Origin of the sequence: Ancylobacter aquaticus, from assembly GCF_004339465.1 — a bacterium.
Taxonomy (GTDB): domain Bacteria; phylum Pseudomonadota; class Alphaproteobacteria; order Rhizobiales; family Xanthobacteraceae; genus Ancylobacter; species Ancylobacter aquaticus.
Genome location: NZ_SMFY01000001.1, coordinates 1,472,119 through 1,486,539 on the forward strand (window position 1 = coordinate 1,472,119; position 14,421 = coordinate 1,486,539).

The following is a 14,421-nucleotide window of genomic DNA, read 5'->3' on the forward strand; positions in this document are numbered from 1 at the left end:
AACACAGGGGCGGATGTCGCGCGCGCGGCGTCCGCCTTTTTGTTTTGGCGGCGTGTTCACGCGCGCGGGCGGCTCTGCCGGTATTGCGTCAGCAGCGCGGCGAGCAGGGCGTCGAGCCCGCGGGAGAGGCGCGCCGGCGCGAGCCGGCCGGGGCGCGGCAGCGGCACATGAACGAAGACGGCGAGGCGCGGGCCGCCATCGGTGCGGGGCCCCTCGCGCGCCCAGCCATAGGCGCTCCAGGCCAGGGCGTTGCAGACATAGCGGCCGGCATCGCGCGACAGATGCGCCGGCACCCCGGCTGCGCGCAGGGCCGCCAATAACGGCACGGGGCGGGCAGCGAGCGCCCGTTGCGCCGGCGCGCCTGCTTGCAGCGGGCGGCAGGCCGGGCGGCGGTGGGCGGCATCGGGAAAATCGCCGGTGGCATTGCGGGCCACGACTTCGACCGAGACCCGCCGACGCCGCGCGGCGACCCCGAGCATCAGCACGATATCGGGAGCGGCGCGCTCCAGCACGGCGGGGAAGGCGGCTGCCTCGTCCCAGCGGGTCGGCAGCACATGCAGCGCGATCCGCGTCCCCGCACGTCGGTACCGCCGCACCAGAAGCCGGGCGAGGCCGGCAGACGGGTTCGCCGGCATGCCGGGAAAGCGGCCGAAGCCGGTGATGAGAAGATGGGGAGCGTCCGGACACGGGACGTGCCCAACAGGCATCAGGCGGCGCGCTTGTCCAGCGCCCGCGCCAGCGCGCCCTGCAGATCGGCCAGCTGGAACGGCTTGTTCAGCACCGGGCAGCTGCGCCACGCCGCATCGATGGCGTTGTCGGAATAGCCCGTGGAGAACACGATCGGAATGCCATGGCTGGCGATCGCTTCGGCGATGTCATAGCTGTGGCGGGTACCGAGATTGAGATCGAGCATGGCAACGTCGATCTCGCCATGGCGCGCGGCGACAAAATTCAGCGCGTCGTCGAAACGGGATTCGTTGCCGACCACGGTGGCGCCGAGCTCTTCAAGCATGCCCTCGATCATCATCGCGACGAGCGTTTCGTCCTCGACAACGAAAACGCGCTGGCCGGACAGCGTGGGCTGATCCTGCATGATGATGTCCGTCACTCCTTCTGGTCGAGCTTGCCAATTCGGTGCCGACCAGGAACCGTCGCCTGAACCATCAATATTCTTCCATCATTTCGGTTTTTTTGCGAGAGCAAAGCGCTCAAAAATCCGGCCAGCCGAACAGGGCGGCGATTTTGGAGGCGCCGAGCGTGGGCGAAAGCTCGCCCGCTGCGACGGCGTGCTCGATGGCGGGCAGTTGCGCCCGCAGGGACGGCGCGGCGCGCAGCTTTTCGCGCACCCGCTCGTCGAACAGGGTCCACATCCATCTCACCTGCTGGGCACGGCGCCGCGCCGCCAGGGCCCCCGCCGCCTCGCTGGCTGCCCGGTGTCGCAACACCTCGTCCCACACCGCCGCGATACCCTCGCCGGTGAGGCCGGAATAGGTGAGCACCGGCGTCGACCAGAACGGCTCGCGCCCGCCGAGCACATGGAGCGCGGCGCGGTACTCGCTCGCCGCCACCTTGGCGCGGGTGAGGTTGGCGCCGTCGGCCTTGTTCACGGCGACGATGTCGGCCAGTTCGATGATTCCCTTCTTGATGCCCTGCAATTCGTCGCCGGCGCCGGGGAGCATGAGCACGAGGAAGGTGTCGGTCATATCCGCCACCGCCGTCTCCGACTGGCCGACGCCGACCGTTTCCACGAGCACCACGTCATAGCCCGCTGCCTCGCACAGAAGCATCGTCTCGCGGGTGCGCGCGGCGACGCCGCCCAGCGTACCGGCGGCCGGGGAGGGACGGATGAAGGCGCGCTCCTCCAGCGCCAGCCGCCCCATGCGCGTCTTGTCGCCGAGGATGGAGCCGCCGGTGCGCGAGGAGGAGGGATCGACCGCCAGCACCGCCACCCTGTGGCCTTGCGCGATGAGATGGCCGCCAAGTGAATCGATGGTCGTCGATTTGCCCACCCCCGGCACCCCGGTGATGCCGACGCGAATTCCTGCAGCTTGTGATGGCAGCAGCGCCTGCAGCAGGTCGCCCGCCAACGCGCGGTGCGCCGGCTTGCGCGATTCGACCAGCGTGATCGCCCGCGCCAGCGTGGCGCGGTGCCCGTTGCGGACACCGTCGACAAGCGCGTCGAGCGCGGGGAGCGGGGCGGCGTGCGGCACGTCTGTAGCCTGTGGTTTGCGCAGCGTCCGGCTCGGCGGCGCGTCAGGAGTGGGCGAAATCCCAGTAGAGTTCGCGGGCGCGGCGATAGACCGGGCCGGGCTGGAGGTCGCGCGCCTCGATCCGCGTCACCGGCGTCACCTTGGAATAATTGCCGGTGGAGAAAATCTCGTCCGCCTCCAGGAAATCGCGCCAGGTGAGCGCGCCCTCGATCACTTCGATGCCTGCGGTGCGCAGCAAATCTGCCGTGCGGGTGCGGGTAATGCCGGCCAGGAACGTGCCATTCGGCGCCGGGGTGAAGGCCACCCCGTCCTTGGCGAGGAACACATTCGCGGTGGCCAGTTCGGCGACATTGCCGATCATGTCGCACAGCACGGCATTGTCGAAGCCGCGCGCGTGCGCCTCCACCAGCGCCCGGCTGTTGTTGGGGTAGAGGCAGCCGGCCTTGGCGTCGGTGACGGCGCATTCGAGTGTAGGGCGGCGGTAGCGCGACAAGGTGATCGAGGTGCCGTGGTCGGGGCTCGGCATCCCGGCCTCATAGAGGCTGAGGCACCAGCGGGTGGATTCCGGGTCGGCGTCCACCGTGCGCGCGCCGGGATATTCCGCCCAGTACATGGGGCGGATGTAGAGCGCGGCCCCGGGCGCGAAACGCTTGACGCCTTCATGGGTCAGCTCGACCCATTTCTCCACGGATATCAAGGGCTTCAGCCCCATCGCGAGTGCCGAGCGGTTCACCCGGGCGCAGTGCAAGGCGAGATCCGGCGTCACCCCCTCGAAGGCGCGGGCGCCGTCGAATACCGAGGTGCCGAGCCATGCGGCATGGGTCCGCACTCCCATGATCGGGATGTTGCCCTGCTGCCATTCGCCGTCGAAGAAGCTCCAGGTCTGCGTCCAGTGATGCGACATGTACGCTACTCCGCCAACGCCGCCAGGATGCGGACCCAGCTGCGAATGCCCTTGTGGAAAGAGGTGAGGTCGTATTTCTCGTTCGGCGAGTGGATGCGGTCATCGTCGAGCGCGAAGCCCACCAGCAGCGTGTCCTGTCCCAGAACCTTCTTGAACTGGCCGACGACGGGGATGGAGCCGCCTTCGCCATAGGTGACGGCCGGGGCGCCCCATTCATCGCCGAGTGCGGCGGCGGCCTTGGCCAGCAGCGGGTTGTCATGCGCCACGGCGACCGCGCGGTTGCCTTCGCCGCTGAGGAACTCCACCGTGCAGTCGGCCGGCAGCTTTGAGCGGATATAGGCGCGCACCACGTCGCGCACATGCGCCGGGTCCTGGTCCGCCACGAGGCGGCAGGTGATCTTGGCGGTGGCGATGGAGGGGATGACCGTCTTGGCGCCTTCGCCGATATAGCCGCCCCACAGGCCGTTGACCTCGAAGGTCGGGCGGGTCGACACCATCTCGATCAGCAGCCGGTCCTTTTCGCCGATAGGAGCGGACAGTCCGACAGGGCCGAGGAAATTCTCTGCCGTCAGGTCGAGCGTGGACCAGGAGTGCTTCACATGGTCCGGCGGCTCGACGACGCCGTCATAGAAGCCGGGGATGGTGATGCGCCCGTCCGGCCCGTGGATGCCGCCGATGATCTTCGAGATCACGTGAAGCGGGTTGGCCGCGGCCCCGCCATAATAGCCGGAATGCAGGTCGCGATCGGCGCCGCGCACGATGAACTCGTCATGCATCAGGCCGCGCAGCGAGAGGATGATGGCAGGGGTCTGCGCATCCCACATGCCGGTGTCGCAGACCAGTGCGAGATCGGCCTTCAGCTCATCCTTATGCGCTTCAAGGAACGGGCCGATATTGGCCGAGCCGCTCTCCTCCTCGCCCTCGACAATGATCGCCACTTCTACGGGCAGGCTTCCCGTGGTGCGAATATAGGCGCGGCAGGCCTCGACGAAGGTCATCACCTGGCCTTTGTCGTCCGATGAGCCGCGGGCGACGATGCGCTTCACCCCTTCCGCATTCTCGACGATGCGCGGCTCGAAGGGCGGGCTGTCCCACAGGTCGAGCGGATCGACCGGCTGCACGTCGTAGTGGCCGTAGAACATGACCCGCCGCGCCGCCGTCCCGGACGAGGTGCCGGTGACGATGGGGTGGCCGGCCGTGTCGTTGAGCTTTGCCGTCAGGCCAAGCGAAGCGAGATCGTCCGCCAGCCACTGTCCGGCGCGCCGGCACTCGACGGCATAAGCGCGATCGGTCGAGATAGAGGGGATGCGCAGAAAGGCGAAGAGACGCTCGATCGAAGAGTCGAGGTCTGAATCGACTGTGGCGAGTACGCGGTCGAGATCTGCCTTAACGAGAGCGGCCATGCCGGGTCCTTGTCGTTTCTGGAGGCCTTATTTGCCCCATCCCCGGGTTTGAGCCGGGGATCCAGACACCTTGCGCCTCGGTCAAGGACTGGGTGGCCGGGTCAAGCCCGGCCATGCGGGTGTGCGGGGAGCCTACCGTCGGCGGGCGCCGCCCAGAACGTTGCGCAGAATGGCCCTCGTCACTTCATTGGTGACTTGCCGCGTCACCTGATTGACCATTCTCTCGCCCACGCTCATGCCGCCGCGCGGGCCGCGCCGGAAAATTCCGCCAAGCGTGTCGGACAGCCACCCGCCGCTGGTGGCGCCGGCCTCGGTGGGAGCGGGGGGCTCTCCGGCGGGCGGCGCCGGTGCGGCACTTTCTTCCGCCCGCTTGGCAAGCATCTCGAACGCGGATTCGCGGTCCAGCGTCTCGTCATAGGCATGGCGCACCGGGCTCTGAGCGAGGGCGACCTTGCGCATCTCCGGGGTAATCGGGCCGACGCGGGCGGCCGGCGGGGCGATGAGCGTGCGCTCGACCATGGAAGGGGTACCGTTGCCCTCCAGCATCGAGACCAGCGCCTCGCCCTTGCCAAGCTCGGTGATGACCTGCGCCGTGTTCAGCTTCGGGTTCGGGCGGAAGGTGTCGGCCGCCGCCTTCACCGCCTTCTGGTCGCGCGGGGTGAAGGCGCGCAGCGCGTGCTGCACCCGGTTGCCGAGCTGGGACAGCACGCTCTCCGGCACGTCGAGCGGGTTCTGGGTGACGAAATACACCCCGACTCCCTTGGAGCGGATCAGGCGCACCACCTGCTCGATCTTCTGCAGCAACGCCTTCGGCGCCTCGTCGAACAGCAGATGCGCTTCGTCGAAGAAGAACACGATCTTCGGCTTGTCCGGGTCGCCGACCTCGGGAAGCTCCTCGAACAGTTCGGACAGCAGCCAGAGCAGGAAGGAGGCATAAAGCCGGGGCGAGCCCATCAGCTTGTCGGCGGCCAGCAGCGATATGGTGCCGTAGCCCGAGCGCGGATCGACGCGCATGAGGTCGGTGATCTTCAGTGCCGGCTCGCCAAAGAACTTGTCGGCGCCCTGGTTCTCAAGTACCAGCAACGCGCGCTGGATAGCGCCGACCGTGGCGGGCGAGACATTGCCATAGGTGGTGGTGAGCTTTGCGGCATTCTCCGCCACGAAGGCGAGCATCGCGCGCAGATCCTTCAGGTCTAGCAGCAGTAGGCCCTGCTCGTCGGCGAGGCGGAAGACGACGTTGAGCACGCCCTCCTGTACGTCGTTCAGGTCCATCAGCCGGGCCAGCAGCAGAGGCCCCATTTCCGAGACGGTGGCGCGGACCGGATGGCCCTGCTCGCCGAACAGGTCCCAGAATATCACCGGGAATTCGTCAGGGACGTAGTCGATGCCGATCTCGGCGCAGCGCTTGACGATCCAGTCCTGCCCCTCGCCGGGCATGGCGACGCCGGAGAGGTCGCCCTTGATGTCGGCGGCAAAAACCGGCACGCCGGCGCGGGAGAAGCCTTCGGCCAGCGTCTGCAACGTCACGGTCTTGCCGGTGCCGGTGGCGCCGGTGGCGAGGCCGTGGCGGTTGGCGAGCTTGAGGGTGAGGTGTTCGGGCTTGCCGCCGTCGCTTGAGGGGCTTAGCCCGACGAAAATACTGCCGTCGGTGTCACCGGACATGGCCGTCTCCTGCGCACGCTCGCGTTGCCTCCTTTAGAGCGCAGGCGGGGTGCGAGGTCAAAAAGTGTTTCTCGCTAGAGAGTCGCTTGCGTTCCGCGTGGCGGCGGGCGATCTGGGAGGCAAGATACCAACGCCGGGAACATGATGGCCTCTCTTATCCCGCCTATCCAGCGCATCTTCGATGCGCGCGGCCGCCGGCTCGACTATGCCGGCCGCACCCTGGTGATGGGCATTCTCAACGTGACGCCGGATTCCTTCTCCGATGGCGGGCGCAGCGCCGCGCTGGACGACGCATTGGCCAATGCCCGCCGGCTGGTGGCGGAGGGTGCGGATATTCTCGACATTGGCGGCGAATCCACCCGCCCCGGCCATATTCCGGTGCCGGCCGAGGAAGAACTGCGCCGGGTGTTGCCGGCGGTGGAGGCGCTGGCCGGCCTGCCGGTACCACTCTCCGTCGACACCCAGAAGGCGGCGGTGGCCGAGGCGGCGCTGAAGGCGGGCGCGAGCATCGTCAACGACATTTGGGGGCTGATGGGCGACCCTGACATGGCGCGGGTAGCGGCGGCGTATGACGCCGGCGTGGTGGCGATGCACAACCGGGCGCGGGTCGAACCGGAGGTCGATATCGTCGCCGACATCCTCGCCTTCTTCGAGCAGTCGCTGGAGCGGGCAGCGCGCGCCGGCATCCGCCCCGAGCGCATCAGCCTCGATCCCGGCATCGGCTTCGGCAAGACCTTCGAGCAGAACCTCAAGGCGCTGGCCTCGCTGGAGCACTTCGGCCGCCTCGGCTTTCCGATCCTGCTCGGCACCTCGCGCAAATCGCTGATCGGCAAGGTGATCGAGGCGACGCCGGCGGAGCGGCTGCCGGGAACCATCGCCTCCAACGTGATCGGCATCCTGGCCGGCTGCGCGATCATCCGCGTGCACGATGTGGCCGCCCATGTGCAAGCGGCGCGGGTGACGGAGGCGATCCGCCATGCCTCCTAAGCTGCCCCCCGAATTCTTTGTCCGCCGGCCGCGAACGGTCGAGAAACGCCTCGCCTATCTCTGCCTCGGTTCCAATCTCGGTGACCGTGCCGGCACCATGGCGAAGGCGGTGGGGCTGATCGCCCGCTCGGGGCTGAAGATCGTCGCCCGCTCCTCGCTCTACGAGACCCCGCCCTGGGGGCCGGTGCCGCAGGGGCCTTATCTCAACATGGTGGTGGCGGTGGAGACCGAGCTCTCGGCGCGCGAGCTACTGCACATGCTGCTCGGCGTCGAGCACGCGTTCGGGCGCGACCGCACCCGCGAGGTGCGCTTCGGGCCGCGCACCATCGACATCGACATTTTGCTCTATGGCGACGAGGTGGTCGCCGAGCCGGACCTCGAAATCCCGCATCCGCGCATGATGGAGCGGGCGTTCGCGCTGATTCCGCTGAGCGAGCTGGCGCCTGATCTCATGATCGAAGGCGTCGCGGTGACGGCGGCGCTGGCGGGGCTCGACCGCAGCGGCATCGTGAAGGTGGATTCGCGGCCGGTCAGCGACTGACGGGCGACGCGCGAAGGGCGACGGATCGCTCCGCCGCCCGCTCGTTCGTCGCGCCTTGGGAAATGGGGGAGGGTGCCGTTTAACGGCACACCTCGACATCGCGGTAATAGGGCTGGCCCCAGCTGTTGTAGAGCGTGCGCGTCTCCATCCAGCAGCTCGGGCGGTAATAATTGTTGGCGGCGCCGGCGGCGATCGCACCGACGGCGAGGCCGCCAATGATGCCGGCGGCGACGGCGGCGCCGTTATTGTTGCGACGCGGGCCGTAATAATAGCCCGGGCCACCCCAGCCGGGACCGCGCCAGCCCGGGCCGGGGCCAGGACGACCCCAGCCGGGGCCGCCGCCCCCATGGCCGCGCCAGCCCGGGCCACGCCAGCCATCGGCGGAGGCGGGAACGGCGGAGAGAAGAGTGGCGCCCGCGAGAGCGAGCGCGGCGAGCTTGCTAGCTTTGGTGAAGCGGATCATGGCGTAATCCTCGGATGGATCTGCGGGTCGCTCGGGCCGGGCGGCCTCTGATGAACCCACACTAGCCGCGCCTTGCCGAACCTAATCTGAACCCGCTGTTGCAAAAGGTTCATCAAACTGAACGCATTCCATTGCGCGCGTTCATCAGCCATTCATTCGCGACACGTGGGAGCCAGGCTTTGCCCGACTACGACAAGGAAGGTCTCGTTTCCGCCTGGACCTTCGACGGCAATGGCGGGGCGCGGCGGATCGGCTGGGAGGAAATCGGACAGGGCGTCCCGGCGGGCGAGCGCTTCCAGTGGATCAACCTCCAGCAGATGGACCATCGCCACGGCCACGGGACCTGGCTCGACGACCAGAGCGGCATTGATCCCTCCATCCTCGAATCGCTGGTGGCGGCGGAAACGCGCCCGCGCTGCGCGCTGTTCGAGAATGGCGCGTTCCTCAATCTGCGCGGCATCAACCTGATGCCCTATTCGCTGCCCGACGAGATGCACTCCATCCGCTTCTGGGTGGAGCCGCACCGCATCGTCTCGGTGCGCCGGCGGGCGCTGTCGGCGGTGGGCGATTTCGAGGATGCGATCCAGCGCGGGCGGGCGCCGCGCACGCCGGGGGAGTTCGTCGCGGACCTCTCCATGCGGCTGGTCGACCGCATGGACACGGTGATCACCGCTCTGGCCGAGCAGGCGGACGAGCTTGAGGAACAGGTGCTGAGCGCCACGCTGTCTAATCTGAGCCCGAAGGTTTCCGAGGTGCGGCGCGTCGCCATCATCCTGCGCCGCTACATCGCCCCGCAGCGCGAGGCCCTGAACCATTTCTCGCTGGAAGACGCCGAATGGCTCTCCCCGCGCGACCGCAACCGGCTGCGCGAGGCGGCCGACCGGGTGACGCGGTTCGCCGAGGAACTGGATTCCGTGCGCGACCGTGCGGCCGTGATCTACGACCAGATGGTGGAACGGCGGGCGGAACAGATGAACCGCTCCATGCTGGTGCTGGCGGCCGTGACGGTGATTTTCGCGCCGCTGACGCTGATCACCGGGCTGATGGGCATGAATGTGGAAGGCATTCCCGGCTCGCAGGACCCGAACGGCTTCTGGGCCGTGACCATCCTCGCCGGCCTGCTCGGAATCGGGCTGGTGACGTTGCTGCGGAAGATACGCTGGCTGTAGGGCGCCCCTTTCCCTCGCCACGCCGGCGCATACATTGACGGGATGCCGGCCGCGACATTTCGTCGGCCGCGGGAGGGAAGTGCCATGCGCGGGAAAGCGATTGCGTCGGCGGCGGTGTTTGCCGGTTTCATGCTGGGGGCGGCCGGCGGCGCGGCCGAGGCCTATGAATTCACCGGGACGTTTGCCGGCGGCGACTGCCGAAAGATGGCGGCGGCGACCCCGCCGGGGCAACTCTGGTACGGGCATTTCACCGGCCGCCGCCAGTCGCCGTGGAACGTCGATTTCATCGAGGGCCGTACCGCCGACGGGTGTTTCCGCAGCAAGGCCGAATGCGACAACTGGCTCTACCAGTGGCGCTCGGCCTGGCAGCTGAATTTCTGGAACGACTATTGCGTGAAGGGCTGGCCGCCCAAGGCCCGCCCGGCCGGGCCGCGCACGCAGGTGCCCTTCGGGCAGTAGGGCGAGTGCCGAGCGGGCAGCCGGGCGAGCCTGCTCATGAAAAAGGGCGCCGTCGACCCGCGACGGCGCCCGATTTTTCGCGTGAGAACCGCTCAGACGGCCTTGGAATAGAGCTCGGCGACGTAGTCCCAGTTCACCAGGTTTTCGACGAACGCCTTGAGATAGTCGGGGCGACGGTTGCGGTAGTCGATGTAATAGGAGTGCTCCCACACGTCGCAGCCGAGGATCGGGGTGGCACCGTGGACCAGCGGGCTCTCGCCATTGGCGGTCTTCATGACGACGATCTTGCCGTCCTTGACCGCCAGCCAGTTCCAGCCCGAGCCGAACTGGGTCACGCCGGCCTGGATGAAGTCTTCCTTCATCTTCTCGACCGAGCCGAGGTCCGCGACGATCTTCTTCTCAAGCTCGCCGGGGATGGCGCCGCCGCCATTCGGCTTCATCCAGTTCCAGAAGTGGAGGTGATTGTAGTGCTGGCCGGCATTGTTGAACAGGCCGGCGTTCTTGCCGAAAGAGCCCTTGACGATCTCTTCCAGCGACTGGCCTTCCCACTCGGTGCCCTTCAGCAGGTTGTTGCCGTTGTTCACATAGGCGAGGTGGTGCTTGTCGTGGTGATATTCGAGCGTCTCGCGCGACATGTAGGGGGCGAGGGCGTCGTGGGAGTAGGGAAGCTCGGGAAGCGTGAAGGACATGGAATCTGTCTCCGCAGAAATGAAATCCGGCCGCGCCGTGTCGGCGCCCCTCGCGGGTGCGCGGGCACCGTGAAAGGTCGGCACCGATTAGATAGGGCGCGACGGCGCGGGCGACAACCAAAAGCGTCGCGCGCGGCCGAATTCTTCCCCGTCCCCGCGCGCGCCGGCGGGCACGGGGACAATCGTCCTGCCCGCTTTCGCTAAAGCTGTACTGGACGTAAAGTCTCCTACAAGAAGGACCGACGGCGAATCGGTCCGGCGGAGTTTCTTCATGGGTGCAGTAGTCATCGGAATCGGCGCGGCTCTGGTCGCGCTTGGCGTCGTCTTCGGCGTAATTGGGTTCGGTTCCGCGGAGACGACTTCCGGCGCGGGCCTGATGATGGTCGGAAGTACCGTTTTTGTCGGCGGATTTCTGATGCTCGCCCTCGGCTTCATTCTGCGGGTCTTGGGCGACATCGCCGAGAAGCTGGAAGGCGCGGTGCATTTCGAGGCGCTGGAGGACGAGCACCCTGCCGGGCGCGTGGAGGCCACCACGGCCGCCATCGCCGTCGAAGCCCTCGCTCCCGTCGCGTCGGCCTTCGAGGACGCACCCCCGGCACGCGCGCCGCAGGAACGGCCCCCGCTTGAAGAGGGGCGCGCCCCGCCGGCTTGGTTCGGCCGCCCGCGTGCCGGCGAGCCGCCGAGCGCAGGCGCTGCGGTGTTCGAGCCGGAGCGGACGTTCGCGCCGGAGCCGGAATTCGCGAATGAGCGAGAGTTCGAGCCCGAGCCGGCGTTTGCGCCCGAGCCGATGTTCGAGCCCGAGCCGGAGCCTGAGTTCGAGCCCTTGCCGCCCTTCCGTTCCCCGCTCGCCGAAGCCGCGCGCCTGGAGGGCAAGCGGGCCGAGCCTGTGCGGGCCGAGCCCCCGCGTCCCGATCTCCCGCGCCGCGAGCCGCCGGGCTTCGCGCGCCCCGCCGCTGGCGCGAGCCTGCCGGTGGAGCGGCCTGCGCCCACCCCCGTCGTCGTTGCCCCTGCCGACGAGGAGGCGAGGCAGCCGCATCCGCGCGACGAGTTCACGGACGAGCCGGATACGGCGCCTCCCGCCTTTCTGCGCGAGACGGACCTGGTGACCGAGGAACCGTCGCCCGAGGAGCCTTCCATCACCGTGCTCAAGTCCGGCACCATCGGCGGCATGAGCTACACACTCTATTCCGATGGCTCGATCGAGGCCGACCTGCCGGACGGCATGCTGCGTTTCGCCTCGCTGCAGGAATTGCGCAGCCACGTCGCCGGCAGCGTCGCCCGCGACTGAGGCGGCCGCTGCCGCACCCAATGCAAAGGGCGCCCGAGGGCGCCCTTTTTCATGAATGCGGCATTCCTGCGTGTGCGGGCCGGCGCCTGTCAGCGCCCCGCCACGGCGAGGGCGAAGGCGTAGATCATTGCAGTTTCCTCCAGCCGGTCGAACCGGCCCGAGGCGCCGCCATGGCCGGCTTCCATATTGGTGCGCAGCAGGAGCGGGCGCGTGTCGGTCTTCAGCGTGCGGAGCTTCGCCACCCATTTCGCCGGCTCCCAATAGGTGACGCGCGGATCGGTGAGGCCGGCCAGCGCGAAGAGGGCGGGATACTCCTGCGCCGCCACGTTGTCGTAGGGCGAATAGGCCTGGATGGTGGCGAAGGCCTGCGCGTCGTTGATCGGGTTGCCCCATTCCGGCCATTCCGGCGGGGTGAGGGGAAGCGTATCGTCGAGCATGGTGTTGAGCACGTCGACAAAGGGCACTTCCGCCACGATGCCGGCGAACAGGTCCGGCCGCATGTTGGCCACCGCGCCCATCAGCATACCGCCGGCCGACCCGCCATGGGCGACAATGCGGTCCGGCGCCACGATCTTCTGCGCCACGAGGTGCTCTCCGGCGGCGATGAAATCGCTGAACGTGTTGGTCTTGCTGGCGAGCTTGCCCTCGCGGTACCAGCGCCAGCCCTTTTCCGTGCCGCCACGAATATGGGCGATGGCGAAGACGAAGCCGCGATCCACCAGCGACAGGCGCGCGGTGGAAAAGCCTGACGGAATCGAAAGGCCATAGGCGCCATAGCCATAGAGCAGGCACGGCGCGCTGCCATCCAGCGGGGTGTCGGCGGCGAAAAGCAGCGACACCGGGACGAGTTCGCCATCCACCGCCGGGGCCATGAGACGCCGGGTGACATAGCGGCTGGGGTCGTGACCGGAGGGCACTTCCTGGCGCTTGCGCAGCGCCCGGGCGCGGCTCGCAATATCATAGTCCCACACCTCCGACGGCGTGGTCATGGACGAGTAGGTGTAGCGGATTTCGGTCTTGTCGAAGCCGTAGCCGGGATCGAAGCCGAGCGAATAGGCGTCCTCGGCGAAGACGACGGCATGCTCGGCCCCATCCGCCAGCGTCCGCACCACGAGGCGCGGCAGGCCGTCCTCGCGCTCCAGCCGCACCAGATGGTCGCGCAGCACGCTCGTCGACAGGAGCAGCCGGCCCGGCTTGTGCGGCACCAGATCGCGCCAGTGGGCGCGGCCGGGCGTCGCCAGCCGCACGGTGACGATCTTGAAGTCCTCGGCCCCGTCGGCATTGGTCTCGATGACGAGGCTCTCGATGCCGGCGAGCGCGGGATGATGCTCGACGCCGTAGCGCAGCCCGGCCTCGCGCGGCTCTACCCGCACCGGGGCTTTGAGCGGGGAGGCGAGGTCGATGAGCCAGACCTCGCTGGTGTCATGGTCGCCGCAGGAGATGAGGCCGAAGCGGCGCGACTGGGTGCGGCCGAGCGAGACGAAGAAGCCCTTGTCCGGCTCCTCATAGACCAGCGTGTCCTCCGCCGGGTCGGCGCCCAGCCGGTGGCGATAGACGAAGCTCGGGCGGTGTTCGGTGTCGCGCCGGATGTAGAAGAGGTAGGCGCCATCGGCGCTCCACAGCACATCGCCCGTGGTTTCCGCGACGAGATCGGGCAGTTCGGTGCCCGCCTCGATGTCGCGGATGCGCAGCGTGTAATATTCCGAGCCGGCCTCGTCCGCCGTCCAGGCGTAGAGGCGATGGTCGGGCGATTGCTGGGCATCGCCGAATTGGAAATAGGCCTTGCCCTGCGCCAGCGCGTCGCCGTCGAGCAGCACGGTCTCACCGGCAATGGCACCGGCCGGGCGGCGGCAGATCAGCGGGTGCTGCCCGCCCTCGCGGAAGCGGGTGAAATAGGCGAAGGGGCCATCCGTGGACGGCACGGACGAATCGTCCTCCTTGATCCGCCCGCGCATTTCCTTGACCAACTGCGTGCGCAGGGCCGCGTGAGGCGCGAGCCATACCTCGGCGGCGGTGTTCTCGGCCTCCAGCCAGGCGCGGATATCTGGGGCGAGAAGGGCCGGATCGCGCATCACCTCGCGCCAATTGTCGGCGCGCAGCCAGGCGTGGGGGTCCGACAGAGTCTGGCCGTGAAAGCTGCGGACCAGCGGCGGATGGGCAGGGGCGAGGCGGTCAGCGGTGTCGGACGTCACGCGGGCGTTTCCTCGGCCTTGGGCGGCTCCGCCTGGAACGTGAGAGCGACGCCGTTGATGCAGAAGCGCTGGCGGGTCGGCGGCGGCCCATCGGGGAAGACATGGCCGAGATGGGCGTCGCAACTCGCGCAGCGCACCTCGACCCGGTGCATGCCATAGGAGTGGTCGTGATACTCACTGACGGCCTCGGCATCCACCGGCTGGAAGAAGCTCGGCCAGCCCGTGCCCGATTCGAACTTGGCGTTGGAGCGGAACAGCGGCGCCTCGCAGCACACGCAGCGGTAGAGCCCCCGCTCCTTCTGGGAGAGGTGCGGACCGCTGAAGGCGCATTCGGTGCCGTGGCCCCGGGTCACGGTGTACTGTTCGTGGGTGAGCTGGGCGCGCCATTGCGCGTCCGACTTCACCACGCGGGGGCGGCGGGAGATCTGGTCCATGGGAAAATCCTTGAGGTTGG

Annotated in this window: 15 protein-coding genes; 5 read left to right on the forward strand and 10 right to left on the reverse strand. The window is 68.0% G+C overall.

Annotated elements, in window-relative coordinates:
• Positions 1-56 precede the first annotated feature (56 nt).
• The 6 genes from EV667_RS06715 to EV667_RS06740 form a co-directional block, all read right to left on the reverse strand.
• Positions 57-707 carry a pyroglutamyl-peptidase I gene (locus tag EV667_RS06715; RefSeq protein ID WP_131834476.1) on the reverse strand — a complete coding sequence of 217 codons (651 nt, stop codon included), beginning with the start codon at positions 705-707 and terminating at the stop codon, positions 57-59.
• Positions 707-1,093 (reverse strand): response regulator, encoded by a 387-nt coding sequence (locus tag EV667_RS06720; RefSeq protein ID WP_131834477.1) that lies wholly within the window; start codon positions 1,091-1,093, stop codon positions 707-709. The genes EV667_RS06715 and EV667_RS06720 overlap by 1 nt, the downstream gene beginning before the upstream one ends.
• Before the next feature lie 115 nt (positions 1,094-1,208).
• Positions 1,209-2,210 (reverse strand): methylmalonyl Co-A mutase-associated GTPase MeaB, encoded by a 1,002-nt coding sequence (meaB, locus tag EV667_RS06725; protein WP_131834478.1) that lies wholly within the window; start codon positions 2,208-2,210, stop codon positions 1,209-1,211.
• Between the two features lie 43 nt (positions 2,211-2,253).
• The gene (locus EV667_RS06730; RefSeq protein ID WP_131834479.1) at positions 2,254-3,114 is read right to left on the reverse strand and encodes a branched-chain amino acid aminotransferase; all 861 of its coding nucleotides are present in this window, start codon (positions 3,112-3,114) and stop codon (positions 2,254-2,256) included.
• Between the two features lie 5 nt (positions 3,115-3,119).
• Positions 3,120-4,517, reverse strand: a complete 1,398-nt coding sequence (locus tag EV667_RS06735; protein WP_131834480.1) for a M20/M25/M40 family metallo-hydrolase — start codon at positions 4,515-4,517, stop codon at positions 3,120-3,122.
• 132 nt (positions 4,518-4,649) lie between these two features.
• Entirely contained in the window at positions 4,650-6,179 is a 1,530-nt protein-coding gene (locus EV667_RS06740) for a helicase HerA-like domain-containing protein (protein WP_131834481.1), read from the reverse strand.
• A gap of 144 nt (positions 6,180-6,323) precedes the next feature.
• Here EV667_RS06740 and folP point away from each other — a divergent pair, with 144 nt between their 5' ends.
• Both folP and folK read left to right on the forward strand, forming a co-directional pair.
• Entirely contained in the window at positions 6,324-7,166 is an 843-nt protein-coding gene (gene folP / locus EV667_RS06745; RefSeq protein WP_131835058.1) for a dihydropteroate synthase, read from the forward strand.
• Positions 7,156-7,707 (forward strand): 2-amino-4-hydroxy-6-hydroxymethyldihydropteridine diphosphokinase, encoded by a 552-nt coding sequence (gene folK, locus EV667_RS06750; protein WP_131834482.1) that lies wholly within the window; start codon positions 7,156-7,158, stop codon positions 7,705-7,707. The genes folP and folK overlap by 11 nt, the downstream gene beginning before the upstream one ends.
• Before the next feature lie 79 nt (positions 7,708-7,786).
• On the opposite strand, the gene EV667_RS06755 is transcribed toward folK, so the two are convergent.
• Positions 7,787-8,170, reverse strand: a complete 384-nt coding sequence (locus EV667_RS06755; protein WP_131834483.1) for a hypothetical protein — start codon at positions 8,168-8,170, stop codon at positions 7,787-7,789.
• Positions 8,171-8,349: 179 nt separating this feature from the next.
• Between EV667_RS06755 and EV667_RS06760 the strand changes: the two genes are divergently transcribed.
• Both EV667_RS06760 and EV667_RS06765 read left to right on the forward strand, forming a co-directional pair.
• Positions 8,350-9,339, forward strand: a complete 990-nt coding sequence (locus tag EV667_RS06760) for a zinc transporter ZntB (RefSeq protein ID WP_131834484.1) — start codon at positions 8,350-8,352, stop codon at positions 9,337-9,339.
• A gap of 84 nt (positions 9,340-9,423) precedes the next feature.
• Entirely contained in the window at positions 9,424-9,798 is a 375-nt protein-coding gene (locus tag EV667_RS06765) for a hypothetical protein (RefSeq protein ID WP_131834485.1), read from the forward strand.
• 92 nt (positions 9,799-9,890) lie between these two features.
• Here the strand turns inward: EV667_RS06765 and EV667_RS06770 are convergent, their stop codons facing one another.
• On the reverse strand, positions 9,891-10,487 hold the full coding sequence (locus EV667_RS06770) for a superoxide dismutase (RefSeq protein ID WP_131834486.1): 597 nt from the start codon (positions 10,485-10,487) through the stop codon (positions 9,891-9,893).
• A 271-nt stretch (positions 10,488-10,758) separates the two neighbouring features.
• On the opposite strand from EV667_RS06770, the gene EV667_RS06775 reads away from it, so the two are divergent.
• Positions 10,759-11,775 (forward strand): hypothetical protein, encoded by a 1,017-nt coding sequence (locus EV667_RS06775; protein ID WP_131834487.1) that lies wholly within the window; start codon positions 10,759-10,761, stop codon positions 11,773-11,775.
• Between the two features lie 89 nt (positions 11,776-11,864).
• Here EV667_RS06775 and EV667_RS06780 read toward each other — a convergent pair whose 3' ends face one another.
• Together EV667_RS06780 and msrB are read right to left on the reverse strand one after the other, a co-directional pair.
• Positions 11,865-13,967: a S9 family peptidase gene (locus EV667_RS06780; protein ID WP_131834488.1), complete on the reverse strand. Its 2,103-nt coding sequence runs from the start codon at positions 13,965-13,967 to the stop codon at positions 11,865-11,867.
• The gene (gene msrB / locus EV667_RS06785; protein WP_131834489.1) at positions 13,964-14,401 is read right to left on the reverse strand and encodes a peptide-methionine (R)-S-oxide reductase MsrB; all 438 of its coding nucleotides are present in this window, start codon (positions 14,399-14,401) and stop codon (positions 13,964-13,966) included. The genes EV667_RS06780 and msrB overlap by 4 nt, the downstream gene beginning before the upstream one ends.
• Positions 14,402-14,421 lie beyond the last annotated feature (20 nt).

Coding starts and splice junctions, on each gene's coding strand:
- folK (WP_131834482.1), top strand. CDS start 7,156: ATGCCTCCTAAGCTGCCCCCCGAATTCTTTGTCCGCCGGCCGCGAACG.
- EV667_RS06755 (WP_131834483.1), bottom strand. CDS start 8,170: ATGATCCGCTTCACCAAAGCTAGCAAGCTCGCCGCGCTCGCTCTCGCG.
- EV667_RS06735 (WP_131834480.1), bottom strand. CDS start 4,517: ATGGCCGCTCTCGTTAAGGCAGATCTCGACCGCGTACTCGCCACAGTC.
- EV667_RS06765 (WP_131834485.1), top strand. CDS start 9,424: ATGCGCGGGAAAGCGATTGCGTCGGCGGCGGTGTTTGCCGGTTTCATG.
- EV667_RS06715 (WP_131834476.1), bottom strand. CDS start 707: ATGCCTGTTGGGCACGTCCCGTGTCCGGACGCTCCCCATCTTCTCATC.
- folP (WP_131835058.1), top strand. CDS start 6,324: ATGGCCTCTCTTATCCCGCCTATCCAGCGCATCTTCGATGCGCGCGGC.
- msrB (WP_131834489.1), bottom strand. CDS start 14,401: ATGGACCAGATCTCCCGCCGCCCCCGCGTGGTGAAGTCGGACGCGCAA.
- EV667_RS06730 (WP_131834479.1), bottom strand. CDS start 3,114: ATGTCGCATCACTGGACGCAGACCTGGAGCTTCTTCGACGGCGAATGG.
- EV667_RS06740 (WP_131834481.1), bottom strand. CDS start 6,179: ATGTCCGGTGACACCGACGGCAGTATTTTCGTCGGGCTAAGCCCCTCA.
- EV667_RS06770 (WP_131834486.1), bottom strand. CDS start 10,487: ATGTCCTTCACGCTTCCCGAGCTTCCCTACTCCCACGACGCCCTCGCC.
- EV667_RS06720 (WP_131834477.1), bottom strand. CDS start 1,093: ATGCAGGATCAGCCCACGCTGTCCGGCCAGCGCGTTTTCGTTGTCGAG.
- EV667_RS06775 (WP_131834487.1), top strand. CDS start 10,759: ATGGGTGCAGTAGTCATCGGAATCGGCGCGGCTCTGGTCGCGCTTGGC.